We start from the raw sequence: 26,226 nt of genomic DNA, 5'->3' as shown, positions 1-26,226 counted from the left end.
CTTATCTCTATTAATTTATTACTAGTACTCAAAATACCATATTATCATAGCATAGAAAATCATATTGATGGTGTTTACAATCTAAATACTAGACCAAAGTCTTATAAATGTATTAAGTTGTGACTAGAATTATTCTGTGAGCGAATTGATTTTAATTTTTTGTAAACACTCTATAATATATGTAGGTGATATTATTGTGAAAAAACTAACAAAAATGGTTTTAAGTTATAAATTATACCCCACACTCATGTTAATCATGAGCGTTTTTTTATCTTTTACGGTCGTTGCGCAAAACATTTCAATTTCACACTTTTTAAATCACTTACTGTATTATCAACAACAATCTTTATTATTATTGTTATCAGTTATTTTTATCTCTCTTATTTTAAGAGCAACATTTAATATGCTGATTCAATTTTTAGGAGATCATTTGGCATTTAAAGTAAAACATATGCTTAGAGAACAAGTGATTTTGAAAAAAAGTGTCCGTTCAATTGGTGAAGAAATAAATATTTTAACTGAAAGTATTGATGGTATCGGTCCGTTCTTTCAGAGTTATTTACCTCAAGTCTTTAAATCAATGTTGATTCCCATCGTTATTATTATTACCATGTGTTTTGTTCATTTACCTACTGCTATTATTATGATAGTTACCGCACCTTTTATTCCATTGTTTTATGTTATTTTTGGACTTAAAACAAGAGATGAGTCAAAGGATCAAATGACATATTTAAACCAGTTTAGTCAACGTTTTTTAAATACAGCTAAAGGTCTTATTACATTTAAACTTTTAAATCAAACGAAACAATCTGAGCAACAACTTTATAAAGACAGTACACGTTTTAGAGATTTAACAATGCGTATTTTGAAAAGTGCCTTTTTATCAGGACTTATGCTTGAGTTCATAAGTATGTTAGGGATTGGATTGGTCGCATTGGAAGCGGCTTTAAGCTTAGTTGTATTTAACCATATCAACTTTGTGACTGCAGCGATAGCGATTATTTTAGCTCCTGAATTTTATAATGCGATTAAAGATTTAGGTCAAGCATTTCATACAGGTAAGCAAAGTGAAGGTGCTAGCGATGTGGTGTTTTCATTTTTAGAATCTGAAGATAAAGCTGATTCTCCTACATTAAAAGTGGATGAGCAACAGTTTGAACAAGTTTTAATTAAGCATGTTGATTTTCAATACGCTAATAGTAATCATATGGCTTTGAAAAACATTTCTTTTTCGGTAAATAAAGGAGAAAAGGTCGCTATTGTGGGACCGAGTGGTGCAGGGAAATCCACTTTAGCTAAGTTGCTTAGTCAATCAGTAACACCCACACATGGAACACTTTCATTTAACCAAGCATCATTAAATATCGGATTTCTAAGTCAGCGCCCACATATATTTGCAGATTCTATCAAAAATAATATTGCAATGTATGATGATGAGATATGTGATGAGCAAGTGATTCAAGTGCTTGATGAAGTGGGGTTAAAAGAGAAAGTACTTTCATTAAAATATGGTATCTATACTTCTATTGGTGAAGGTGGGGAAATGTTATCAGGTGGACAAATGAGACGTATTGAGTTAAGTCGTTTATTATTATTGAAACCAGATATTGTAATTTTTGATGAACCAGCGATAGGATTAGATATTGAAACTGAAAAGGTCATACAACAAGTATTAGAGCATCATTTTTCTACAACGACAGTGTTTATTATTGCACACCGTGATTCAACCATTCGAAGTTCAGCACGGCGTATATATATCGAAAGTGGTCATCTTATAAAAGATGATTCGATAATTTCTGTTACGCGTAGTGAGGTGAAGATAGATCAATGAAATCACATATTCATTTTAGTATAGATAGAGATTTAATATGCGCTATCATGGTAGGTGTTTTAAGCGGAATTGTAACATTAGCAATGTTCTTTTTAAGTGGTTATATGATTACTCAAAGTGCGCTAGGTGCGCCACTTTATGCATTAATGATTTTAGTTGTATCTGTTAAATTGTTTGGTTTTTTAAGAGCAATTACACGCTATATAGAAAGATTACTTTCACACAAGACGACATTTACAATGTTACGTAATGTACGAGTTCAATTTTTAAAAATGCTATATCCAGTCGTTCCAGATATCTATAGAAGATTTAATTCAAGTGATCTTATTACAAAAATGATAAGCCGTGTAGAAGCTTTACAAAACATATATCTGAGAGTATATTACCCACCGATTGTAATCGGATTAACTGCAATTGTTTCAGTAATAACTATGTTGTTTTTATCTCCACTACATGCATTAGTGATTACTTTAAGTATGTTATTAACTTTATGGATTGTTCCTTGGTTAAGTGCTATGAAAGCACGTAAATTAAAGCAACAAGTGACCCAAACGCAAAAAACATTTCTTAAAAGATATTATGATTATAAAGAAGGTCATGAAGAATTAAAACGTTTCAATCGCAGCGATGACTTCGAAAATACAGTTTCCCAGTCTTTACGACAATTTGATGATATGCAACTTAAGGAACGCCGATTTCTTTCTATTTATGACTACTTGTTAAACTTAATAGCGATGTTCTCAATATTTATGTGTTTAGTGTTAGGTGCGCAACAGATTCATGATGGTCAGCTCAATGCTATTTATATTACAAGTATTATATTGATGATATTAACTTTATTTGAACAAGCAGTACCTATGAGCAATGTGGCATATTATAAAGCAGATACAGACCTGGCACTTGAAGAGATACAAGAGGTTATTGTACCTAAGTATAAAATTCCTTCAGAACATACAAACTTAAAGCGTTCGCAAAATCTTTTATTAGAAATTAAAAATGTCACATTTAAATATGAACATCAACATCATTCTACTTTAAAACAGATTAATCTAACCATTGAATATGGTGATAAGGTGGCAATCATTGGTCCTTCAGGATCAGGTAAAAGTACTTTGCTTCATGTATTACTTGGGCTATATCAAATAGAAGAGGGAGAAGTGAGATTAAATGGTAAGGATATGAACAGTATCAATGACAATGATAAATATCAAACATTTAATGCAATGCTTCAATCTCAATATATTTTTGATGGTTCAATTCGTGATAATTTATTTTCTGAGCAATCAGATGATAACCTCAAAAAGGTTCTCGAAGATGTTGGATTAGAATATTTAAATTTAGATAGTATAGTTACGTTAGACGGTCATAATTTATCAGGTGGGGAAGCTCAACGTCTAAGTTTAGCGAGATTGCTATTAAGACCTTCGGCCGGTTTTTGGATATTAGATGAACCTACTACAGCACTAGATATTAATAATACCCAAAAAATTATAAATTTGATTGAATCCTTATCCCAAACACTCATCATAGCTACACATGATTTAGAAATACTTCCAAGATTTAATAAAATTATAGTCATGAATGACGGAGAAATAATAGAAAATGATTCATATCAAGAATTAATGCAGCATGACGGTTATTTAAAAAAAGTAATAGAAATGAATGGAAACGAAATGAAATTTTTTAATTAAATAATATATAACAAAATCCTGAGACACTAAATTTTGTCTCAGGATTTTGTTATATATTGGTAGTCGATGACTAAGATGAAAAAGAACTTGTATTCAGTCTTCTCAGTCATAGTTCTCGTTACCACAAGGAAGGACATGAATTTAATTCAGATTCTGTTCCCACCTTTGTTATATAATATGTTTGAGTGTACAGTGTATTTAAAACTTAACCTTTAACTTTAGTTTCATGACAGCAACACATTACTTTTCTTTTGTTTCGATAAATGCATCGATGACTTTACCTAATAAGCGATTAAGTTCTTTGACCTCTTCTTTAGATAAAGAAGAAGCGGTTGCAACTTTCTCAGATGCGTTGCTTAATTCGGGCCTAATCATTTCACTTTTGTCTGTTAAGTGAATAAATACTTCACGTTGATCTACTTCAGAACGTTCACGTTTGATTAAATCAACTTGTTCCATTCTCTTGAGTAATGGCGATACAGTTCCAGTATCAAGTGCTAATTCTGTAACGACCTTTTTGACGTTAACAGGTGATTCATCCCATAATATTGTTAAAACAAGAAATTGTGGGTATGTTAGATTGTACTTTTTAAAGACTTTGTTAGAATAGTAGCGATTAACTTGTCTTTGAGCATTGTACAAACTAAAGCATAGCTGCTCTTTTAAATTATGTTGTTCAGACATTAAAGTTCTCCTCCAGACATTCTATCCGTATTCTCTTTTTTTTCGGATTGGAATCCATCTATGTTGCTTGTTTTATATACAACACTATGATTCAATGTCATGCTAAAATTAAAGTATGTTTAAAGTTTAGAAGATATCTTACATTAAATCAAGTAAAAAGATAATTAAATATTTATGTTATCATATATTAAAATATTTGTAATAGTAAAGGATATATTAAAATGAAAAATAATAAAAATGAAAAGTTGAAAATCACAATCGTTAGCGGTTTCTTAGGCAGTGGTAAAACTACGTTCCTGACACATTATATTAATGAATTATTAAAAATTGATGAGAAAATAACAGTAATTATGAACGAATTTGGATCATTTGATGTAGATGGTAACCATTTGAGTGAATTAGTCAAAGTGTATCCATTGTTGAACGGTTGTGTTTGTTGTGATATGAAATCAGATTTAGTTCAACAAATTGAGATGCTCAGTCACAACCATGAAACGGACCATATTATAATAGAAGCAACTGGTATCGCGCATCCTATTGAATTGATTATGGCGTGTCAAGATCCTCGCATAGTTCAGTTTGTTGAACGTCCCCACGTTGTTAGTATTGTTGATGCACTTCGCTTTTTACAAAGACAACAGTATACTGACTCCACAAAGCGTCTCATGGAAGAACAACTCGAGGTAAGCGATGTGCTCGTCGTTAATAAATTAGATTTAATATCTGTTGAAGACAGAGATGCTTTAAAGAACCAACTTAACGAAGTAAACAAATATAGTTCAAAAATATATACTACTTATGGACAAGTTAATATCGAGGAGTTGTCACAATTTCGTGATCAATTAGTAATGACACACACACATTCTCATCACCATGGTATAAATAGTATGCAATACACATTTACAACAGCTATTGACCGACAATTATTTTACCAATTTATTTTGCGTATGCCTGATAATGTTTTAAGATTAAAGGGATATGTACAATTTAAAGATGAACCCAATGTGACATATGAGTTTCAATATTCATTTGGTATGCCGGATTATGAAGTTATTAATGGGGATTATCCGTTAACAATAGTATTGATTGGTGAACAACTTGATGTTAACAGACTAAAAAATAAACTCGATGTTTTGCAATTCTCATAAATCAAGGAGAGTATGATAAAAATGAATGAAGATAACCGTAACAAACAAATTAAATTTGAAAGAAACCTAATCACTTTTCCATATTTAGGTTTTGCCTTTATTGTTTTATTATTTAATATTTTTTATACTGATGTAAAAATTACAATGGTCTTATTTGGTCTATTCTTTGCTTACAATTTAGGAATGCTTTTTATAGCCTTCATAAGACATTTTAAACGTACACTTATATTAACCTTAATACTAACAATATTAAGTGGTATAGCATTTTTTGTACTACTTTATGTTTTTGGATTAAATCACGATATTTTTGGATAGTCAGTTATTATATAAATATTTATTTCACTTAAGTATTCAAAAGCTTTGTCATTTCAATGTTATAATTAACATGAAGTGGCAAAGCTTTTTGATTTTTAAAGAAAAAATTAAACAAGGGGGCATTGCTTATGGTCAATAGAAGAAAGATATCAATTATTGGCGCGGGACATACAGGTGGGACTCTAGCATTCATTCTTGCACAAAAGGAATTAGGAGATATTGTGTTGATTGAACGCCAGCAATCAGAGGGTATGGCTAAAGGAAAGGCGTTAGATATTTTAGAAAGCGGACCCATTTGGGGGTTTGACACATCTGTACATGGTTCAGTAAATATAGAAGATATTAAAGATTCAGACATAGTGGTGATGACTGCAGGTATACCTAGGAAATCAGGAATGACAAGAGAAGAATTAGTTCAAACTAATGAACAAATAGTACGAGAAACTGCATTACAAATTGCAACGTATGCACCTCATTCAATAATTATTGTATTGACTAATCCGGTTGATGTTATGACATATACTGCATTTAAAGCATCAGGTTTTCCTAAAGAACGTATTATTGGTCAATCTGGAATTTTAGACGCTGCAAGATATCGAACTTTTATTGCTCAAGAACTTAACGTGTCTGTCAAAGATGTAAATGGGTTTGTTTTAGGTGGACATGGTGATACGATGTTACCTTTGATTAATAACACACACATTAATGGGATTCCAGTTAAGCATCTTATTTCTGAAGAAAAGATTGATCAAATTGTTGAACGTACACGTAAGGGTGGTGCAGAAATTGTTGCATTACTAGGTCAAGGCTCAGCATATTATGCACCAGCAACTGCTATATATGAAACTATAGATGCAATTTTTAATGATCGGAAACGGTTATTACCAAGTATTGCTTATCTAGAGGGAGAATACGGTTGTTCAGATATTTGTTTCGGAGTTCCTACTATAATAGGATATCAAGGAATAGAAAAGATTATAGAGGTAGATATGAATAATGATGAGTATCAACAACTACAACACTCTGCGCAAGCTGTGAGTGAAGTCAAAAACTCACTAAAATTCAAATAAATAATTATGAAGTTCTACATCTTAAATTGTTAGATTTTTGTGAAAATTGTGTAAAGGGTATTTTTTCGTTGATTTATAAAAGCGCTTTCTTGATATAATGAACATATATTCATAGAATAAGGAGACGATTAAAATGGCTAAAGGGGACCAATATCAAGCTCATACTGAAAAATATCATGATAAAAAGTCTAAAAAAAGTTATAAACCTGTGTGGATTATCATTAGTTTTATTATTTTAATTACAATCTTGTTATTACCCACACCAGCAGGATTACCTGTAATGGCTAAAGCAGCACTAGCTATTTTAGCTTTCGCTGTAGTTATGTGGGTTACAGAAGCAGTTACTTATCCAGTTTCTGCAACATTAATTTTAGGATTAATGATACTTTTACTAGGTTTAAGTCCAGTTCAAGATTTATCCGAAAAACTTGGAAACCCTAAAAGTGGCGACATAATACTAAAAGGTAGCGATATTTTAGGAACGAATAACGCGCTTAGTCACGCTTTTAGTGGTTTTTCAACCTCAGCCGTAGCACTTGTAGCTGCAGCATTATTTTTAGCAGTAGCTATGCAGGAAACCAATTTACATAAACGACTTGCATTACTTGTGCTATCAATTGTTGGAAATAAAACTAGAAATATAGTCATTGGTGCTATTTTAGTATCTATTGTTCTAGCATTCTTTGTACCATCAGCTACAGCACGTGCTGGTGCAGTTGTCCCAATATTACTGGGAATGATTGCTGCATTTAATGTGAGTAAGGATAGTAGACTTGCTTCATTATTAATTATTACTGCTGTACAAGCAGTTTCGATATGGAATATAGGTATTAAAACGGCTGCAGCACAAAATATTGTAGCCATCAATTTTATTAACCAAAATTTAGGACATGATGTATCATGGGGAGAGTGGTTTTTATATGCTGCGCCGTGGTCAATCATTATGTCTATAGCTCTTTATTTTATAATGATTAAGTTTATGCCACCTGAACATGATGCAATTGAAGGTGGAAAAGAGTTAATTAAAAAGGAACTTAATAAATTAGGACCAGTCAGTCATAGAGAATGGCGACTAATTGTGATTTCAGTGCTTTTATTATTCTTCTGGTCGACTGAGAAAGTATTGCATCCGATTGATTCAGCTTCGATTACACTAGTTGCTCTAGGTATTATACTAATGCCAAAGATTGGTGTTATTACTTGGAAAGGTGTTGAAAAGAAGATTCCTTGGGGGACGATTATAGTATTTGGTGTAGGAATCTCACTTGGTAATGTATTACTTAAAACAGGAGCCGCTCAATGGTTAAGTGATCAAACATTTGGTTTGATGGGTCTTAAACATTTACCGATCATAGCAACTATTGCGTTAATTACCTTATTTAATATATTAATACATTTAGGTTTTGCAAGTGCAACGAGCTTAGCCTCTGCGTTAATACCTGTGTTTATTTCTTTGACTTCAACGCTAAATTTAGGTGATCATGCTATTGGTTTTGTATTAATACAACAATTTGTGATTAGTTTTGGTTTCCTACTACCTGTCAGTGCACCACAAAATATGCTTGCATATGGTACTGGGACTTTTACCGTAAAGGATTTTTTAAAGACAGGTATACCTTTAACGATAGTAGGTTATATTTTAGTTATCGTATTTAGTTTGACGTATTGGAAATGGCTTGGTTTAGTGTAAGTAAAAGATTTAGGTATTAAAATGATAATTATAAATGTCTCGTAAAGTTTAATATTTTAACTTTACGAGACATTTTTTATAAACTCGTGGCAAGTTAATCTTAATAGTTGAAATGTATCGTATAAAAAATATATGAATGTAAATAGAATTTAGTATTAGAGAATAACAAAAAATTGATGTTAGGTGGTAAAATCTAATGGCTATAGGTGTCATATTAAATAGAGTTTTTAGGCTAAATAATAATCCATTATTTGATTATATATATAGTAATAAAGAATCTATAAATCATTGTTATTTTATTATTCCAACTGAAGAGTTTGAAGAAGAAGCAAAAAAGAAAGCACAATACTATTATGGGTCCATACAGAAGTTTATGTATGAACTACAACGATATGATATAGAACCCTTTTTGATGTCTTATGATAAATTAATAGACTTTTGTAAAAAACAAGCTATAGACAAAGTTGTTGTTGCAGGTGATATTATGAGTTATCATCACGAAGAATATGACATTTTACATCAAAGGAAACGATTTAAACAAGCTAATATTCAAGTAATATCATTAAGAGCAAATCATTATTTTAACCCCCGCAAAACACATAATAAACAAGGGGAACCATATAAAGTATTTACCAGTTTTTATAGAAAATGGCGTCCTTACTTAATGATTAGAGATGAATATGACTATCATTTAGAAGATATTTCAAAGGTTGTAGTGAAATCTCAACATAAAATTAAAGAAGATTATCATTCATATGGTATAAGTGAACGTGATGTTCAAAATCGTTGGTCTGAATTTTTATCTCAAGATATCGAAAATTATAAAGAAAACAGGGAATACTTGCCTGAAGTATTAACAAGCCAACTAAGTATTTACTTAGCTTATGGAATGATAGATATTATACAAGTTTTCAACGATTTACTTCAAAATTATGATAAAAATGAACAAAATTACGAAACTTTTATACGTGAATTGATTTTTAGAGAGTTTTATTATGTATTAATGACCAATTATCCCGAAACAGCTCATGTTGCTTTTAAAGAAAAATACCAACAATTGAAATGGTCTTATAATGAAGAGAATTTTAAACTGTGGAAAGATGGGAATACTGGTTTTCCAATTATTGATGCAGCAATGGAGGAACTTAAAACAACTGGATTTATGCATAATCGCATGAGAATGGTAGTTTCTCAATTTTTAACTAAAGATTTGTTTATTGACTGGATTTGGGGTGAGTCATTTTTCAAACAAAAATTAATAGATTATGATGCAGCTTCAAATGTTCACGGATGGCAGTGGTCAGCTTCTACTGGAACAGATGCTGTACCATACTTTAGAATGTTTAATCCTATAAGACAAAGCGAGCGTTTTGATAATAATGCACGATATATAAAAACTTACATTCCAAGATTAAATCAGGTAGATGCTAAGTATTTACACGATACTCATAAATTCGAGCAACAAATAAAGGGGCAAGGTGTTGAAATAGGTAAAGACTATCCTAAACAAATGATTGATCACAAAGAAAGTAGACAACGTGTAATGTCAGAATTCAAAGCATTAGATTAAATAAAAAAGATCTGAACAACAGTATATAGGTGTTCAGATCTTTATCTAGTTACATAAAAAAGCAAACATAGATTAAAATATATTCTAACAAAGTTAAAATATACATATATTTAAGATTTAATTTAGTTTTCAAAGGTACTTCCCAATTTGTATAACGGGGCTCATAATAAAATAATTGCATCAAATATAATCCTATCCCTAACGGTAAACACATTAATAAAATAGCTTTAGTATAACTCCATCCTATTTGATGCCATAAATGACCTATCATAAGTTGAATAATGATGAGACATACCATTAAAATTACTTCAATTATCATTGGTATAATCTCACCCCTTTAATAAACAATATGACTGTTGCTTGTATGAGCACCATTAAAACGACAAATAGTAACGCTTTAACATCTATGATTAAAAAAACCTCTTTCACAATTTTTAAAGGTGCATTTAATAAATAGACAGTATGTAATCTTAAGAATCGACCGATGTAAATACCTAATCCATTTAAGAACATTAATATAACTATCAATAGTCGATTTAACCATACATAAGACGTAAAATGTGCAATTTCTAAAAATATAAGAATTGTGAGGTATATTGCTAAGAGTACGCCAAGTATTAAATAGGTGAAATAAATCCATTCTGTGATGTTTAATCCAGCTAAAAAGTTAAATTGAAATTGGTTTAAGTGTATGAGATCGGTAATCATATAAAATGTGTTTGGAACTAATAATAGAAATATGAGTCCGAAAACAATAAATAAGGGCCATTCAAAAGCTTTGACTGGTTTGAACAATTTTAAAAGTAGACAAAGTTCAAATGGCACGTATGCTAAAAATAAATTTAACGTCATAAAGTTAAAAATATGTGATTCAGTCATAGATATAACAAATAAGATAATAAAGTATATTCTTGCAAAGTAACGAGATTGCATAACCACGCACTACTTTCTATAGAGTTTGATAATCGAGAGTTAATGATAACTTTTACAGTGAGGCATTTCAAACAATTTGAGGTGTTTTCTGTTTATACAGATGTGAAAGCGAAGAAAAATTATACCGTATGTTCATTAGACTTTAGTCAATTGGATAAAGGTTTTGTCGAAAGTTTATGAAGATACAGGTTCGTTTAATTATATGTTAAATTTTTAACTAAAAAATTAGAGTTTAGTGAAATTTAAAAATTAAAGTTTTTCAAAATGATTGTCATGTCACGTTAAATTGTTATACAATGTAGAAACTTTTAGTAAAGTAAAGTTCTTATGTGGGACATTAAAAATAAATTTGCGATAAATTTCAAAATTATTGGTATGCTTACTATATTAGAAAAAAAGGGGGGTTCCTATGAAAAAACAATTATTCATTCTTTATTTTAATATATTTCTTATATTTTTAGGGATTGGATTAGTTATTCCTGTACTTCCTGTATATTTGAAGGATTTAGGATTAAAAGGTAGTGACTTAGGAATGCTAGTTGCTGCTTTTGCATTATCACAAATGATTATTTCACCATTTGGTGGGACACTAGCTGATAAATTGGGTAAAAAATTAATTATATGTATCGGTTTAGTATTCTTTGCTGTCTCTGAATTTATGTTCGCAGCCGGTCAAAGTTTTACCATTTTAATCATTTCACGTGTTTTAGGTGGCTTTAGTGCAGGCATGGTCATGCCTGGTGTAACAGGTATGATTGCAGATATTTCTCCAGGAGCTGATAAAGCTAAAAACTTTGGTTACATGTCGGCAATTATTAATTCAGGTTTTATATTAGGACCTGGATTTGGAGGCTTTTTAGCTGAAATTTCACATAGATTACCTTTCTATGTTGCTGGAACATTAGGTGTTGTTGCATTCATTATGTCAGTTTTATTAATTCATAATCCTCAAAAAGCAACTACAGATGGATTCCACCAATATCAACCTGAATTATTCACTAAAATTAATTGGAAAGTATTTATTACTCCAGTCATATTAACACTTGTATTAGCATTTGGTTTATCTGCTTTTGAAACATTATTTTCTTTATATACAGCTGACAAAGTAAATTATACTCCTAAAGATATTTCGATAGCTATTATCGGTGGAGGCGTGTTTGGCGCATTATTCCAAGTATTCTTCTTTGATAAATTTATGAAATATATGAGTGAACTTAATTTTATTGCATGGTCATTACTATATTCAGCCATTGTTCTCGTTATGTTAGTGCTTGCAAACGGTTATTGGACGATTATGATTATTAGCTTTGTTGTTTTTATAGGTTTTGATATGATTAGACCAGCTTTAACCAATTACTTCTCGAATATAGCAGGCAAACGGCAAGGTTTTGCAGGTGGATTGAATTCAACTTTTACCAGTATGGGTAACTTTATAGGTCCTCTTGTAGCTGGTGCATTATTCGATGTTAATTTAGAGTTTCCTTTATATATGGCTATTGCGGTTTCATTAAGTGGAATTATCATTATTTTTATTGAAAAAGGACTTAAGTCACGCCGTAAAGAAGCAAATTAATACGGGGCCCCAACAAAGAGAATTTCGCCGAGAAATTCTACGGACAGAGCAAGTTTTGGGGACGAGGTGGGACACAGTGTTCAAGACGAATTCTGTGTCCCACTTCTTTTGTTTTATAACTTGTAATGTAAAGTTGATGTTATCTCAAATATAAGTTTTAAAAGATTATGAGTTATTAGTGGTTTATGTAACAAAAATAACAACTATATTAATGTTAGTGTTACAAATATTACAATCTATTTAAATTGTAATCTACATATCTTTTATTAAAAGTTGTTGTGTTAAGATAGAATAAATCTTAAGAGAAATGTGGGTAAGGAGATGAAATTGAAAAACTTATTTTTAAGTTCTGTTGCAGTTATTTTATCAATTTGTTTAGTACTTTTATTATTTTTAGCTACAAACCAAAATGCATTAGCGAAAGTCCATAAAACAATTTGTACTTTTACTAAAGTGAAAACAGTATCTCATAACGATATATTCCCTAACTTAAATATGAATCATGTTGCTGAAGCTTCAGAAAAAAACTCTGATCACCAAAAGAATGTTAATAAAACAAATCAACAAAGTGTAAGAACGCAAGCATCTTATGATTTCAACCCACAGGAATGTAAAGTAATTGCTTTGAATTACGCTGAGAATCATTTAAGCAAAAAATATAATATAGAGCGTACTTTCAACGAGTCGCTTCATTCAGTATATGTATTTTCTAGTGAAAATAAACTTCATCAAACTAAGGTTAAAGTCAATAAAAGTGGGACTGTACATGCATCAAACATCAATAATCATTAATTAACACGCTTTCTTCTATATAAGAAAGGGTGTTTTTTAATAGTGTTAGTGTAAATGAAATAAAGTTTTCATGTTAAAATGAGATGTGAATGATTGTTATAAAGGGTGAGAATATGTCTAAAACTAAAAAAACAAATGCAATGCGGATTTTAGATAGAGCTAAAATTAATTATCAAATGAATACTTACGAAGTTACTGACAAGCATCAACATGGAGAAGAGATTGCACAACTCGTAGGTGCTAAAATAGAAGAAGTCTTTAAAACACTTGTACTAGAGAATTCCAATCATGAACACTATGTTTTTGTCATTCCAGTTAATGAAACCTTAGATATGAAGAAGGCGGCTCATGTTGTTAATGAAAAGAAATTGAATTTAATGCCTCTCGATCAATTAAAACAAGTAACAGGGTATGTTAGAGGAGGATGTTCACCTATCGGTATGAAACATTCCTTTAAAACGACGATTGATGCTTCCGCTAAAAATTTAGAAAAAGTTTATATTAGCGGAGGTCAAAGAGGAATGCAAATTATCATTCATGTGAATGATTTAATTGACATGACAAAGGCTCAGGTAGAATCTATTACACAGAATTAAACGTATATAGACATTTAATGTTTCAACATTATTTAATACTTAGAAAATGATTTCTGAAAATTAAAATGTACGTCTTAAAGTGTGATGATACAATCCATTTCAAACACCTAATCTGAAAGGTGTTTTTATTTTTGTCATAAAATGATTGTTTTTGATTGAAAATGGAAGATTTTGATTGAAATATGTAAGCGTAGCCATTACAATATAAGTGAATTAGGGGAGGTATAGCAGTGATATCAGAAAAACGACAGAATTTAATTTTACAAGAATTAACTCAAAAGGACTTTTTAACACTTCAAGATTTAGTTGATAGAACAGGATGTAGTGCATCAACTATACGAAGAGATTTATCTAAGTTGCAGAATATGGGTAAATTACAACGAGTACATGGTGGTGCTACAATTCATCAAAATCGAGTTAAGGAACCTAAGTTATCTGAAAAAAGAACTCAGAATTTACGTGAAAAACAAGAAATCGCTAAACGTGCTGCATGTGATATCCAAGATCATGAATGTATATTTCTAGATGCGGGTTCCTCAACTTTTGAGTTAATTCAATATATTGAGGCAAAAGATATTACTGTTGTAACAAACGGAATGACACATGTTGAAGAACTATTAAAGCACGGTATTAAAACTTTAATGGTTGGTGGCCAAGTTAAACCTACGACAATGGCTACAGTTGGTGCTAACGCGTTAGAAACATTAAGACGTTATTGTTTTGATCGTGCTTTTATAGGAATGAACGGTATTGATGTGAAATATGGATTAACAACCCCTGATGAACAAGAAGCTTTGATTAAAGAAACAGCTATGAAACTATCAAATCACAAATATGTGCTTGTCGATCAATCAAAGTTTAATCAAATTTATTTTGCAAGAGTTCCAATTTTAGATGGACTTAGCATCATAACTTCGCAAAAAGCAATGCAAAGCAAGATGACTGAAGCTTACATGAATGAATTTAATTTTATAGGAGGGAAATCATGATATATACAGTTACCTTCAATCCTTCAATCGATTACATCATTTTTACTGATGGATTTGAAATATCAGGATTAAACCGGGCAAAAGCAACGTATAAATTTGCAGGAGGTAAGGGAATCAATGTATCAAGAGTACTTAAAACTTTAGATGTTGATTCTACAGCCTTAGGATTTTCAGGAGGTTTCCCTGGAGATTTTATTGCTCAAACACTTGAGGACAGTAATATCCAATCAGATTTTGTTCAAGTAGATGAGGATACGCGTATTAATGTAAAACTAAAATCAGGTCAAGAAACAGAAATCAATGCACCCGGACCTAAAGTGACACACGCGCAATTTGAACAACTTTTATCTCAAATACGTCGTACTACAAACGACGATATTGTTATTGTAGCTGGAAGTGTACCGAACAGTATTCCAAGTGATGCTTATGCACAAATAGCACAAATCACTGAAAAAACTGGTGCGCAACTAGTTGTTGATGCAGAAAAAGATCTTGTTGAAACAGTATTACCATATCGACCATTATTTATTAAACCAAACAAAGATGAATTAGAAGTAATGTTTAACACTACAGTCAAGAGTGATGAAGATGTTATAAAATATGGTAAAGAAATTTTGAAAAAAGGGGCACAATCAGTCATCATTTCACTTGGTGGCGATGGTGCAATATATGTTGATCAACATCAAAGCATTAAAGCTGTGAATCCACAAGGACATGTAGTTAATACAGTAGGATCTGGTGATAGTACAGTGGCAGGTATGGTAGCAGGGTTGTCCATGGGTCTTAATATAGATGAAGCTTTTCAACAGGCCGTAGCTTCAGGAACAGCGACTGCTTTTTCAGAAGATTTAGCGACAAGAGATGCTATAGAAAATATTAAATCTCAAGTGACAATTTCTGTACTTGATGGGGAGTGAAAAAGATGAGAATTACTGAACTGTTAACTAAAGAAACAATAGCGATGGATTTAGATGCTTCTGATAAAAGTGGGGTGATTACTGAGCTTGTTAATCAATTGGATAAAGCAGGTAAGTTAAGTGACCCTGTATCGTTTAAAGAGGCAATTCATAATCGTGAATCTCAGAGCACAACAGGAATTGGTGAAGGTATTGCTATACCACATGCTAAAGTTGCAGCAGTTAAAACACCTGCAATTGCATTCGGTAAATCTAAAGAAGGTGTGGATTATCAAAGTTTAGACATGCAACCTGCACACTTATTCTTTATGATTGCAGCGCCTGAAGGTGGAGCACAAACGCATTTAGATGCGCTTGCGAAACTTTCTGGAATATTAATGGATGAGAAAATACGTGAAAAATTAATTCATGCTGAATCTCCTGAAGAAGTGTTAAACATTATCGATGAAGCGGATGATGAGGCAACAAAAGAAGAAGAAGCAGAAGCGAACGAAAATGCAACTGTTTCAACTGACAACTCAAATCAAGATAATAATGAGCCATATGTTTTAGCTGTTACAGCATGCCCAACTGGGATTGCCCACACATATATGGCACGTGATGCTTTGAAAAAGCAAGCTGAGAAGATGAACATCAAAATTAAAGTTGAAACAAATGGTTCTAGTGGTATTAAAAACCATTTAACTGAACAAGATATAGAACGTGCAACTGGAATAATTGTTGCAGCAGATGTCCATGTAGAAACTGATCGTTTTGATGGGAAAAATGTGGTTGAGGTTCCTGTTGCTGATGGTATTAAGCGTCCCGAGGAACTAATTAATACAGCTTTAGATACAAATCGTAAACCATTTGTAGCGCAAGGTGGATCTAAAAAACATGACGATAATGAAGAAAAGTTAAGTCCAGGAAAAGCATTCTATAAACACTTAATGAATGGTGTTTCTAATATGTTACCACTTGTTATTTCGGGTGGTATCTTAATGGCAATTGTATTCTTATTCGGCGCAAACTCATTTAAGCCTGATAGTTCAGAATATAATGCATTTGCCGAACAATTATGGAATATTGGTAAAAATAGTGCCTTTGCTTTAATTATTCCAATTTTAGCTGGTTTCATTGCACGTAGTATTGCAGATAAACCAGGTTTTGCAGCTGGTTTAGTTGGTGGTATGTTAGCTATTTCTGGAGGTTCTGGCTTTATTGGTGGAATTATTGCTGGTTTCTTAGCAGGTTATTTAACTCAAGGAATTAAATATATTACACGTAAATTGCCACAAGCAATTGAAGGCTTGAAACCTACTTTAATCTATCCATTACTTTCAGTTTCAATTACTGGATTGTTAATGGTGTATGTCTTTAATCCGCCAGCAGCTTGGTTAAATCATTTGCTACTAAATGGTTTAAATAGTCTGTCAGGCTCTAATATTATGTTACTTGGTCTTGTGATTGGAGCTATGATGGCAATTGACATGGGCGGTCCATTTAATAAAGCAGCTTATGTATTTGCTACTGCTGCATTAACGGAAGGAAATGCAGCTCCTATTACTGCAGCGATGATTGGTGGTATGATTCCTCCATTAGCTATCGCTACAGCAATGTTAATCTTTAGAAGAAAATTCACTAAAGAGCAAAGAGGCTCAATTGTACCAAACTATGTCATGGGATTATCATTTATTACTGAAGGTGCCATCCCATTCGCAGCTGCCGATCCATTACGTGTGATTCCTTCAATGATGGTTGGCTCAGGTGTGGCTGGAGCAATTGCTTTAGGTTTAGGATCAAGTATCAAAGCACCTCATGGTGGAATTTTCGTCATTATTGGTACTGATTTTAACCATATACTTCAAACTCTTATTGCTTTAGTTGTGGGTACGTTAGTTTCAGCTTTAATTTATGGTTTCTTGAAACCAAAAGTAACAGAAAATGAAATTCAAGCATCTCAAGCTATGGATGAATAGTAATTTTAAAATTAGTAATAACAATGCTTTAAATATATAGAAAATTAATTGAATTAAACGGTGATTTCCATTTTGAAAATAAATGGGAATTGCCGTTTTTTTTGAATCGAAACTTATGTTGCATTGGTTAGATTGAATGTTATCGTTGTAATAAAGACTAAGAAGTTTTAATAAATTTACATTAAATAGTTATTTTGTATGAAAATAATATCTTAAATTAAAAATACAGTTATTAAATTAAGAATATAGAGTGAATTAGTAAAATTCATCTGTTAACCAGTAAAATATTGAAAAAGTGATATTCATTACGAAGAAAGATATAATAAAATAGTTCAGTCAACTACTAATAATTCAAAGAAAAGAAGGGTTCAATCATGTCAGAATATGTTTTAACGAATGGCATCGTATATACAGAAAATGAAATGATTAACAATGGATATGTTCATATTAAAGATGGGAAAATTTTAGACGTTGGTAAGTGTCCTTTTCATCCGTCATCGTCGCATAATACAATTGACATTATTGATGTAAAAAAACGACATATACTGCCAGGATTTATAGATATTCACATCCATGGGGGGTATGGTGAAGATGCCATGGATGCATCTGAACAAGGCTTACAACATTTAGCAGAATCACTCCTTTCTGAGGGGACAACATCTTTTTTAGCAACAACAATGACACAGTCAACAGTCAATATTGAGCGAGCACTTCAAACTATTGCTAAATATACTCAACAACAAGATGTTACAAATGCTGCCGAAATTGTGGGAGTACATCTTGAAGGTCCATTTATTTCAGAACATAAAGTAGGCGCACAACATCCTCAATTCGTACAACGTCCTACGGTTGATAAAATAAAGTCGTTTCAGGAAGTAGCGAATGGACTAATTAAGATTATTACGTACGCTCCTGAAGTTGATGGAGCAACAGAAACGTTAAAGACAATGAAAAATGATATCATTTTTTCAATCGGACATACGGTGGCAACGTTTGATCAAGCGAATACAGCTGTGAGTCATGGTGCCAAACACATCACTCATTTGTATAATGCAGCGACCGGCTTTCAACATAGAGAACCAGGTGTATTTGGTGCAGCCTGGTTAAATCAAGGGTTGCATACTGAAATGATTGTGGATGGTGTTCATTCACATCCTGCATCCATCGCACTTGCATATAGACTTAAGGGGAATCAAAGCTGTTATTTAATTACAGATGCGATGAGAGCTAAAGGAATGCCAGAAGGACATTATGATTTAGGTGGTCAGGATGTGATTGTAAAGGGAAGTGAAGCACGCCTGTCTTCTGGGGCTTTAGCTGGAAGTATACTCAAAATGAACGAAGGACTTAAAAATTTAATACAATTTACAGGTGACACGATTGAGCATTTATGGAGAGTAACAAGTTTAAATCAAGCGATAACATTAGGTATAGACGACATAAAAGGTAGTATTAAAATCGGGAAAGATGCAGATATTGTTATCATAGATGATGCATGTAATGTTGAAACGACGATTAAAAATGGAAAATATCATGCTTTCAAATGATTTGTCATTGGTTGAATAAAAAAATTATTTTGTCTACAATATAGTATTGGCATATGTTTAACATATAACAAAAGATTTATGATAGAATGAAGCCAATCACATTTTTTACGGGGAGTATCACGATGGGAAGGTCTTAGCATGTAGTTGTCACTTATTGAGTCATGATGATTTAAATACGTGTTACCTAAGCGTGACACAACATATATGGAGGTGAATCCCTAGAAATAGGGAATTAATTGGAAACTTCGACCATAATTAGTTTAGCTATATTTTTTCTTTTGATTGCATTAACAACAGTATTCGTTGGGTCAGAATTTGCACTAGTAAAAGTGAGATCAACGCGTATTGAACAATTAGTAGATGAGGGTAATAAGAGCGCAAAAATTGTCAAAAAAATGATAGACAATCTTGATTATTACTTATCTGCCTGTCAATTAGGTATTACAGTAACATCTTTAGGCTTAGGTTGGTTAGGTGAACCGACATTTGAAAAGATGATGCACCCACTATTCGAGTTATTACATTTACCTAGTCCTTTAACAACGACGATTTCATTTGTTGTTTCATTCATTGTTGTGACATATTTACATGTTGTATTAGGCGAATTGGCACCTAAATCATTTGCTATTCAACATACAGAACAACTTGCACTTTTATATTCAAGACCATTATTTTATTTTGGTAATTTTATGAAACCACTGATATGGTTAATGAATGGTTCTTCTCGTGTGATTGTCAGAATGTTTGGATTTGATCCAGATGCTCAAACTGATGCAATGTCAGAAGAAGAAATAAAAATTATTATAAACAATAGTTATAATGGTGGGGAGATTAACCAAACCGAGCTTGCGTATATGCAAAATATTTTTTCATTTGATGAACGTCATGCAAAAGATATTATGGTGCCACGTACACAAATGGTTACGCTCAACGAACCATTTAACGTAGATGAATTATTAGATACTATCAAAGAACATCAGTTTACAAGATATCCAATCACTGAAGATGGTGATAAAGACCATGTAAAAGGATTTATAAATGTCAAAGAGTTTTTAACAGAATATGCGTCAGGTAAACCAATTAAAATCGCCAATTATATTCATGAATTACCCATGATTTCAGAAACAACTAGAATAAGTGATGCTCTTGTAAGAATGCAAAGAGAGCATGTACATATTAGTTTGATTATAGATGAATATGGTGGGACAGCAGGTATTTTAACAATGGAAGATATTTTAGAAGAAATTGTTGGTGAAATCAGAGACGAATTTGATGATGATGAAGTTAACGATATAGTTAAACTTGATGATCATACTTATCAAATTAATGGTCGTGTTTTACTTGATGATTTAAATGAAAAATTTGACATAGAGTTTGAAGATTCTGAGGATATTGATACTATTGGTGGTTGGTTACAATCACAAAATACTAATTTGCAAAAAGATGACTTCGTTGATACTGAATATGATCGTTGGACGATTACAGAAATCGACAATCATCAAATTATTTGGGTCAATTTGAATTATGAATTTAATAGTGGACGTCCTTCTGTTGATGAAGAACAAGAAGATGACGAACGTGATTAATACTTAAAAAGATAAGTTGTGGGATAGAATACAAGTGAGTTCTATCCCACTTTTTGTTTTGAAAAAGGATAATTAAAATGTAGAGGGTAACGAAGATATTCATCATTTAAGGAGCAATAAATTGCTTTGTATTAAAATAACAAAATGAATAGATCAAATTTGTTTTATCAGTAAATAAAAAAGGTATTAAAATGATAATAAGCGAATAATATTTATGTAAATAAGGAGAGTTAATGTACTATGACAAATGATGTTCAAATTTTAAATAACGGTTATCCAATGCCTGCAGTTGGGTTAGGAGTTTATAAGATAGCGGATGACCAGATGGAAGAGGTTGTTCGTACAGCTTTAGATGCAGGATATCGCGCATTTGATACGGCTTACTTTTATGGAAATGAAAAAGCGTTAGGTAGTGCATTAAAACAATCAAATATTGAGAGGGACGAGCTATTCATAACATCTAAACTTTGGAATGATTATCAAGGTTATGACCAAACAATAGAGTACTTTAATAAATCATTGGACAATTTAGGGTTAGACTATTTAGATTTATTTTTAATTCATTGGCCTTGCGAAAATGATCAATTGTATATTGAATCATATAAAGCCTTAGAACATTTATATGAAGAAGGTAAAATAAAAGCCATTGGTGTATGTAACTTTAAGATACATCATTTAGAAAAGTTAATGAGAGAAACTAAAATTACACCACAGGTGAATCAAATTGAGTTGCATCCGTACTTTAACCAACAAGATGTACAAGACTTTTGTGATGAACATGATATTAAAGTAACAGCTTGGATGCCTTTAATGCGTAATAAAGGATTGCTTGATGATCCTGTTATTACAGATATTGCTCATCGTTATGATAAAACACCTGCACAAATTGTCTTACGTTGGCATCTCGCACATAATCGTATTATCATTCCTAAATCACAAACACCTCAACGTATTAAAGAAAATTTTGATATTTTTGATTTTAATCTTGAGTTAACAGATGTTGCAGAAATAGATAGTTTAAATAAAAATGCTAGACAAGGAAAAGATCCTGATGATGTCAGTATTGGAGATTTGAAATAAATATAATTAACCAGTTAGCGTTAACTTTTAAAAGATAATTAAATACTTTTTACTAAAAGTTAATGTGTTCCTCATAAATGATAATGTTTAAAACTATTAAGCTTAATTTAAGATTATGTAAATACACAGTATTTAACTAGAATGTATGACAAGGAAATTGATAAAATGATAGCAAATAGTTCAGAGAAAAGGATGTCATTTAATGAAAATCAGAGTCATCGTCCCTTGCTATAATGAAGGCGAAGTCGTTTTGAAAACTTATGACAAATTAACTGAAATAATGAAGAAAGATAGTTTAATCAAAAACTATGAATACGATTTACTCTTTATTAACGATGGTAGTATAGATACAACAATACATCATATCAAGAATATTGTTGCGTATGATAACCATGTTAAATATCTTTCGTTCAGTCGAAACTTTGGCAAAGAAGCTGCAATGATTGCTGGCTATCAGCATAGCACAATGCACGACGCGGTGATTATGATTGATGGAGATTTACAACATCCGCCTGAATATATTCCACAAATGATAGAGGGTTACATTGAAGGTTACGATCAAGTGATTGCTAAGAGGAATCGTCAGGGAGAGAATTTTGTACGTAAAACGTTGTCTCGATGTTATTATAAGTTAATTAATGCATTTGTAGAGGATATCCAATTTGAAGACGGCGTTGGTGATTTTAGATTACTCAGTCGACGTGCAGTTCAAGCTTTAACAACCCTTGATGAATATAATCGTTTCTCTAAAGGTCTATTTGAATGGATAGGTTATGAAACAAAAGTATTTCAGTATGAAAATGTGACCCGAGAAGATGGAGAATCTAAGTGGACTTTTAGAAAGTTACTCAACTATGGTATAGATGGACTCATCTCTTTTAACAATAAGCCTTTACGCATGATGATTTACCTAGGTATGTTCACGTTTTCTATCAGTATTTTATATATAATTTATTTGTTAATAAATATTTTGATTAATGGTATAAATATACCTGGTTATTTTACTACGATTGCTGCTATATTATTGTTGGGTGGTATTCAATTAATGTCTATTGGCGTAGTAGGAGAATATATCGGTCGTATTTATTATGAAGTTAAACATAGACCGAAGTATATTGTTGAAAATTCTAATATTCAGACTGAGAATCTCGACATGAGATATAATGCTTTAAACCTGAATAAAAATAGAAATAACAAGCGTAGTAATGATTTATATAAATTAAGTTCTTTTTATAAAGTTAAAACATATAGTGATACGTATGCATCAAATTATTCTCAAGAAGAAGGCTTTAAAGAGCGTGTACATTAATGAAAACCGAATGTAGCTAGAATGTTCAAACTCATTCCAGCTACATTCGGTTTTTTATACAGTACAAATTACTTTTTAAATTGAAATTTTTTTAAGGTAAGTGTCATCGTGGTTCCAATGTCTAAATCACTTTGGACTGTGATAGAGGCGTCAATTTGTTGTGCTAACTCATTTGCAATGTATAACCCTAACCCCGAACCACCAGTCTTAGTATTTCGAGAGTCTTCAACTCTAAACGTTCTTTCAAAGATACGTGATTGAAGTTCTGGAACGATACCTATGCCCTCATCTTTTATTGCAATACTAATAGCGTCGTTTTCTTTACACTCAGAAATAATAATATCAATACGGCTACCAGAATTAGAAAATTTTAATGCATTATCTAGTAAATTAGTCAAAATACGTTCGATTGGAGGTCGATACTGGTAGAATGCATCAATATCTGTGCAGAAATTAACTTCAAGCGTACGATTTTCTTGTTTTATGTGTTGTTCGTATGGTTGTAATATATTAACAAGTAATTGATCGAGCTGTATTAATTCCAAAGGATAAGAACGTCCAGTATTTAAATTAATCACATGTGTAATGTCATCAAATAAAATTGATAAACGATTTGCTTGTTTGATTAATGTTTCATATGCTTCATGAACTTCTTGAGGATTACTAATGACACCATCTCGTAGACCTTCAGAATATGATCGAATACCAGCTAAAGGTGTTTTTAAATCATGTGCAAGGTTTTGTATAATTTCAGTTTTTTCTTGTTGCTCGTTTTTTATCATATTCATTTGATTATTAATTTCATACGCCATTTTATTAAATGAATCATTCAACTCTTTAATTTCTCTAGGAGACTGGAATGTTTCATCATCGATGAATTTTTCGTGATTTATAAATTGCTTAGTCTTAATGTTGAATTGCTTAATCTTCTGAATTAAAGGATTAATAAAAATACTACAAATCGAAAGTGTTAAACAGCTTGTTATCATAGTAGTGATGGCTAAAGTGAGTGTCATGTGACCATTAAACCACATGAGCTTATATGCAATAACCAGTATAATTGTTGTTAAAATAACGCTTGAAATGACACCGATAATGATTTGACTTCTTATTGAAAAAATAGTTATCGGCTCCTTTCAAACTTATAACCAAGTCCCCATACAGTTGTAATAGTGTAGGGTAAAAAATCATATTTTTCTAATTTCTCGCGAATTCTATGTATGTGGACATTGACAGTGTTAGCATCTTCGTAGTAGTCATACCCCCATACTTTTTCTAGAAGTTCGGATTTAGAAATAACGTCACCTTCTCTAGAAGCAAGATACCATAGCAATTCAAATTCTTTTATGCGCATAGGTATCTCTATATTGTTAATGGTAAGCGTCTTGCTTAAATTTTTTAAAACTAAACCATCAAATTCTAATTGTTCAATTTTATTAGAATAATTTGATTTACTCATTCTAGCGAGAAGGTTATTAGTACGTAATACTAGTTCTCTTGGGCTAAAGGGTTTTTTAATATAGTCATCAGCACCTAATGTCAGTGCGTATATCGTGTCATGTTCTTGAGTTTTTGCTGTTAGATATATGAAAGGTATATCAAGTTGCATATCTTTCATTTTTTTGACAATATCGTATCCATTAACTTCAGGCATCATAATGTCTAAAATCATAATATCAATATCTGAAGATAATAATTTTAGTGCTTCTTTACCACATGTTGTTGTCGTAACCTGATATCCTTCATATTCGAAATACGTTTGACAAATGTCTACAATATCTTTTTCATCATCCACGATTAGTAAGTGGGTCATGCTTATCTTCACCTCGGTTATTACGGTCTCTAAAATAAGCGATGATTTCTTTAAGTGATACCTTAGCCAATAAAGAGTGGCTCATGAGTAAAATAATAAAGAAAGCTAATTGTAGAGGGTACGTAAAAATCATATCTGCTAAAATATAATTTATCATAACGAAGGCTCCAAAGAAACTTGCAGCGTATGCAAATATACCTAAAATTAAACCTAAACCAATTGCCATTTCCCCTAAAGGCACGATTATATTAAATAATCCTGTTGTGTGTGCAACAATATGTTCAAAAAACCATTTATACCATTGTGGAGAGTCTGTGTTATCTCTAATTACTGGAACTAGCCCGTTTAATGTAAAATCACCTGTAAATTTCTCCCATCCTTGTCTGAAAATAACAATGCCTGAAATTACACGAATTAAAAATATTATAAATAAACTTATTTTCTTCATGATTAACACTCTCTTTCTATAGTTAAAAACGTCTACATTTAATAGCTAAATTATTTTAATTTAGCGCCACCAAAAATGACATGTGCTTTTTCGCAATAGATTGTTACTTCATTGTATTTTTCTAAATCTACATTTTTTAAGTCAAAAGTTTGTTTGGATTTATTGTAGTCTACTGTTGAAATCTTTTTACCGGATTTAATATCTCCGTTTTTAGTTAGGTAAACATACAGGTCTGGACCTTTTGAAGATTTGTAATTCTCTAACATAAGTTTGCCATTTTCAATTTTAGCTTTACCTTCTACTTTTTCTCCGTTTTTAGATTCAAAATTACCAGATAATTTTTTCGTTGTGTCTGTTTTTACATTACTTTCTTCTTGTTGTTTATCTTGGTGATTAGCGTGATCGCTTTCTGAGTTAGAATTTCCACACGCGCCTAACGTAAGTGATGTAACAATTGCTCCGACTGCTAATAAATATTTTGTATTCATAATGTATTCCTCTTTTCTGTTTTTATTTAAGAATAGTTTAATCGGAATACGTGAACATAACCATTAACTGTTTCTTAACTACATTTAAAAAAGAATTAAATCAAAATGATTTTTATTTATAATTATAAAAATGAAAGAGTTTTATTAGAATGTAATAGGCTTGATAAATAAAAAATGAAATAAATAAAAGAGATAAAA

General features: G+C 31.6%; 24 protein-coding genes. 17 read left to right on the top strand and 7 right to left on the bottom strand.

What is annotated here, in order from left to right:
• Positions 1-196 precede the first annotated feature (196 nt).
• Together NST35_RS10215 and cydC are read left to right on the top strand one after the other, a co-directional pair.
• Entirely contained in the window at positions 197-1,831 is a 1,635-nt protein-coding gene (locus tag NST35_RS10215) for an ABC transporter ATP-binding protein/permease (protein ID WP_002455988.1), read from the top strand.
• Positions 1,828-3,522, top strand: a complete 1,695-nt coding sequence (gene cydC / locus NST35_RS10210; protein ID WP_002438857.1) for a thiol reductant ABC exporter subunit CydC — start codon at positions 1,828-1,830, stop codon at positions 3,520-3,522. Before NST35_RS10215 ends, cydC begins: the two co-directional genes overlap by 4 nt.
• Positions 3,523-3,762: 240 nt before the next feature.
• Here cydC and mgrA read toward each other — a convergent pair whose 3' ends face one another.
• Positions 3,763-4,206, bottom strand: a complete 444-nt coding sequence (gene mgrA / locus NST35_RS10205; RefSeq protein ID WP_001830335.1) for an HTH-type transcriptional regulator MgrA — start codon at positions 4,204-4,206, stop codon at positions 3,763-3,765.
• A gap of 221 nt (positions 4,207-4,427) precedes the next feature.
• Here mgrA and NST35_RS10200 point away from each other — a divergent pair, with 221 nt between their 5' ends.
• The 5 genes from NST35_RS10200 to NST35_RS10180 all read left to right on the top strand — a co-directional run bounded on the left by NST35_RS10200 (position 4,428) and on the right by NST35_RS10180 (position 9,999).
• Positions 4,428-5,354, top strand: a complete 927-nt coding sequence (locus tag NST35_RS10200; protein ID WP_001830339.1) for a CobW family GTP-binding protein — start codon at positions 4,428-4,430, stop codon at positions 5,352-5,354.
• A gap of 21 nt (positions 5,355-5,375) precedes the next feature.
• Positions 5,376-5,669, top strand: a complete 294-nt coding sequence (locus NST35_RS10195; RefSeq protein ID WP_001830319.1) for a hypothetical protein — start codon at positions 5,376-5,378, stop codon at positions 5,667-5,669.
• Between the two features lie 128 nt (positions 5,670-5,797).
• Entirely contained in the window at positions 5,798-6,739 is a 942-nt protein-coding gene (gene mdh / locus NST35_RS10190; protein ID WP_002438862.1) for a malate dehydrogenase, read from the top strand.
• A 133-nt stretch (positions 6,740-6,872) separates the two neighbouring features.
• Positions 6,873-8,429 (top strand): SLC13 family permease, encoded by a 1,557-nt coding sequence (locus NST35_RS10185; RefSeq protein WP_002438863.1) that lies wholly within the window; start codon positions 6,873-6,875, stop codon positions 8,427-8,429.
• Positions 8,430-8,625: 196 nt separating this feature from the next.
• A complete protein-coding gene (locus NST35_RS10180) occupies positions 8,626-9,999 on the top strand; it encodes a cryptochrome/photolyase family protein (RefSeq protein WP_001830324.1) in 1,374 nt (457 codons plus the stop codon).
• A gap of 49 nt (positions 10,000-10,048) precedes the next feature.
• Here NST35_RS10180 and NST35_RS10175 read toward each other — a convergent pair whose 3' ends face one another.
• Together NST35_RS10175 and NST35_RS10170 are read right to left on the bottom strand one after the other, a co-directional pair.
• On the bottom strand, positions 10,049-10,318 hold the full coding sequence (locus NST35_RS10175; RefSeq protein WP_002438864.1) for a hypothetical protein: 270 nt from the start codon (positions 10,316-10,318) through the stop codon (positions 10,049-10,051).
• Positions 10,315-10,932: a DUF1361 domain-containing protein gene (locus tag NST35_RS10170; protein ID WP_002438866.1), complete on the bottom strand. Its 618-nt coding sequence runs from the start codon at positions 10,930-10,932 to the stop codon at positions 10,315-10,317. The genes NST35_RS10175 and NST35_RS10170 overlap by 4 nt, the downstream gene beginning before the upstream one ends.
• A 409-nt stretch (positions 10,933-11,341) precedes the next feature.
• On the opposite strand from NST35_RS10170, the gene norA reads away from it, so the two are divergent.
• The 10 genes from norA to NST35_RS10120 all read left to right on the top strand — a co-directional run bounded on the left by norA (position 11,342) and on the right by NST35_RS10120 (position 23,279).
• Positions 11,342-12,505: a multidrug efflux MFS transporter NorA gene (norA, locus tag NST35_RS10165; RefSeq protein ID WP_001830321.1), complete on the top strand. Its 1,164-nt coding sequence runs from the start codon at positions 11,342-11,344 to the stop codon at positions 12,503-12,505.
• Between the two features lie 321 nt (positions 12,506-12,826).
• Complete coding sequence (locus tag NST35_RS10160; RefSeq protein ID WP_001830333.1) at positions 12,827-13,297, top strand: hypothetical protein; 471 nt, start codon at positions 12,827-12,829, stop codon at positions 13,295-13,297.
• 113 nt (positions 13,298-13,410) lie between these two features.
• Positions 13,411-13,893, top strand: coding sequence for a Cys-tRNA(Pro) deacylase (ybaK, locus tag NST35_RS10155; protein ID WP_001830357.1), 483 nt, complete (start codon positions 13,411-13,413; stop codon positions 13,891-13,893).
• 230 nt (positions 13,894-14,123) lie between these two features.
• Complete coding sequence (locus NST35_RS10150; RefSeq protein ID WP_002438877.1) at positions 14,124-14,882, top strand: DeoR/GlpR family DNA-binding transcription regulator; 759 nt, start codon at positions 14,124-14,126, stop codon at positions 14,880-14,882.
• The gene (gene pfkB, locus NST35_RS10145) at positions 14,879-15,799 is read left to right on the top strand and encodes a 1-phosphofructokinase (protein WP_002438878.1); all 921 of its coding nucleotides are present in this window, start codon (positions 14,879-14,881) and stop codon (positions 15,797-15,799) included. The genes NST35_RS10150 and pfkB overlap by 4 nt, the downstream gene beginning before the upstream one ends.
• A gap of 5 nt (positions 15,800-15,804) precedes the next feature.
• A complete protein-coding gene (locus NST35_RS10140) occupies positions 15,805-17,757 on the top strand; it encodes a PTS fructose transporter subunit IIABC (RefSeq protein WP_002456133.1) in 1,953 nt (650 codons plus the stop codon).
• A 374-nt stretch (positions 17,758-18,131) separates the two neighbouring features.
• On the top strand, positions 18,132-19,304 hold the full coding sequence (nagA, locus tag NST35_RS10135; RefSeq protein ID WP_001830343.1) for an N-acetylglucosamine-6-phosphate deacetylase: 1,173 nt from the start codon (positions 18,132-18,134) through the stop codon (positions 19,302-19,304).
• A gap of 236 nt (positions 19,305-19,540) precedes the next feature.
• Entirely contained in the window at positions 19,541-20,890 is a 1,350-nt protein-coding gene (locus NST35_RS10130) for a hemolysin family protein (protein ID WP_340747306.1), read from the top strand.
• Positions 20,891-21,130: 240 nt separating this feature from the next.
• Positions 21,131-21,970, top strand: a complete 840-nt coding sequence (locus NST35_RS10125) for an aldo/keto reductase (RefSeq protein ID WP_002457628.1) — start codon at positions 21,131-21,133, stop codon at positions 21,968-21,970.
• A gap of 202 nt (positions 21,971-22,172) precedes the next feature.
• Positions 22,173-23,279, top strand: a complete 1,107-nt coding sequence (locus NST35_RS10120; protein ID WP_002457627.1) for a glycosyltransferase family 2 protein — start codon at positions 22,173-22,175, stop codon at positions 23,277-23,279.
• Between the two features lie 68 nt (positions 23,280-23,347).
• Here NST35_RS10120 and NST35_RS10115 read toward each other — a convergent pair whose 3' ends face one another.
• From NST35_RS10115 to NST35_RS10100, 4 genes are read right to left on the bottom strand one after another with little or no spacing between them, the layout of a single operon-like run.
• A complete protein-coding gene (locus NST35_RS10115; protein WP_032602599.1) occupies positions 23,348-24,400 on the bottom strand; it encodes a sensor histidine kinase in 1,053 nt (350 codons plus the stop codon).
• 2 nt (positions 24,401-24,402) lie between these two features.
• Positions 24,403-25,092 carry a response regulator transcription factor SaeR gene (gene saeR, locus NST35_RS10110; protein WP_002457625.1) on the bottom strand — a complete coding sequence of 230 codons (690 nt, stop codon included), beginning with the start codon at positions 25,090-25,092 and terminating at the stop codon, positions 24,403-24,405.
• A complete protein-coding gene (locus NST35_RS10105; RefSeq protein WP_001830332.1) occupies positions 25,067-25,540 on the bottom strand; it encodes a DoxX family protein in 474 nt (157 codons plus the stop codon). Before NST35_RS10105 ends, saeR begins: the two co-directional genes overlap by 26 nt.
• 50 nt (positions 25,541-25,590) lie before the next feature.
• Positions 25,591-26,028, bottom strand: coding sequence for a DM13 domain-containing protein (locus tag NST35_RS10100; RefSeq protein WP_002457624.1), 438 nt, complete (start codon positions 26,026-26,028; stop codon positions 25,591-25,593).
• Positions 26,029-26,226: the final 198 nt, after the last annotated feature.

The organism is Staphylococcus sp. FSL W8-0304, from assembly GCF_038006565.1.
Taxonomy (GTDB): domain Bacteria; phylum Bacillota; class Bacilli; order Staphylococcales; family Staphylococcaceae; genus Staphylococcus; species Staphylococcus epidermidis.
This window is presented reverse-complemented; position numbering and strand designations above follow the sequence as displayed.

Excerpts from the sequence above, each read along its gene's own strand:
- norA (WP_001830321.1), top strand. The coding sequence starts at position 11,342 with ATGAAAAAACAATTATTCATTCTTTATTTTAATATATTTCTTATATTT.
- NST35_RS10100 (WP_002457624.1), bottom strand. The coding sequence starts at position 26,028 with ATGAATACAAAATATTTATTAGCAGTCGGAGCAATTGTTACATCACTT.
- NST35_RS10200 (WP_001830339.1), top strand. The coding sequence starts at position 4,428 with ATGAAAAATAATAAAAATGAAAAGTTGAAAATCACAATCGTTAGCGGT.
- cydC (WP_002438857.1), top strand. The coding sequence starts at position 1,828 with ATGAAATCACATATTCATTTTAGTATAGATAGAGATTTAATATGCGCT.
- nagA (WP_001830343.1), top strand. The coding sequence starts at position 18,132 with ATGTCAGAATATGTTTTAACGAATGGCATCGTATATACAGAAAATGAA.
- ybaK (WP_001830357.1), top strand. The coding sequence starts at position 13,411 with ATGTCTAAAACTAAAAAAACAAATGCAATGCGGATTTTAGATAGAGCT.
- NST35_RS10195 (WP_001830319.1), top strand. The coding sequence starts at position 5,376 with ATGAATGAAGATAACCGTAACAAACAAATTAAATTTGAAAGAAACCTA.
- NST35_RS10105 (WP_001830332.1), bottom strand. The coding sequence starts at position 25,540 with ATGAAGAAAATAAGTTTATTTATAATATTTTTAATTCGTGTAATTTCA.
- NST35_RS10125 (WP_002457628.1), top strand. The coding sequence starts at position 21,131 with ATGACAAATGATGTTCAAATTTTAAATAACGGTTATCCAATGCCTGCA.
- mgrA (WP_001830335.1), bottom strand. The coding sequence starts at position 4,206 with ATGTCTGAACAACATAATTTAAAAGAGCAGCTATGCTTTAGTTTGTAC.
- saeR (WP_002457625.1), bottom strand. The coding sequence starts at position 25,092 with ATGACCCACTTACTAATCGTGGATGATGAAAAAGATATTGTAGACATT.
- NST35_RS10175 (WP_002438864.1), bottom strand. The coding sequence starts at position 10,318 with ATGATAATTGAAGTAATTTTAATGGTATGTCTCATCATTATTCAACTT.
- mdh (WP_002438862.1), top strand. The coding sequence starts at position 5,798 with ATGGTCAATAGAAGAAAGATATCAATTATTGGCGCGGGACATACAGGT.
- NST35_RS10185 (WP_002438863.1), top strand. The coding sequence starts at position 6,873 with ATGGCTAAAGGGGACCAATATCAAGCTCATACTGAAAAATATCATGAT.
- NST35_RS10140 (WP_002456133.1), top strand. The coding sequence starts at position 15,805 with ATGAGAATTACTGAACTGTTAACTAAAGAAACAATAGCGATGGATTTA.
- pfkB (WP_002438878.1), top strand. The coding sequence starts at position 14,879 with ATGATATATACAGTTACCTTCAATCCTTCAATCGATTACATCATTTTT.
- NST35_RS10160 (WP_001830333.1), top strand. The coding sequence starts at position 12,827 with ATGAAATTGAAAAACTTATTTTTAAGTTCTGTTGCAGTTATTTTATCA.
- NST35_RS10170 (WP_002438866.1), bottom strand. The coding sequence starts at position 10,932 with ATGCAATCTCGTTACTTTGCAAGAATATACTTTATTATCTTATTTGTT.
- NST35_RS10180 (WP_001830324.1), top strand. The coding sequence starts at position 8,626 with ATGGCTATAGGTGTCATATTAAATAGAGTTTTTAGGCTAAATAATAAT.
- NST35_RS10120 (WP_002457627.1), top strand. The coding sequence starts at position 22,173 with ATGAAAATCAGAGTCATCGTCCCTTGCTATAATGAAGGCGAAGTCGTT.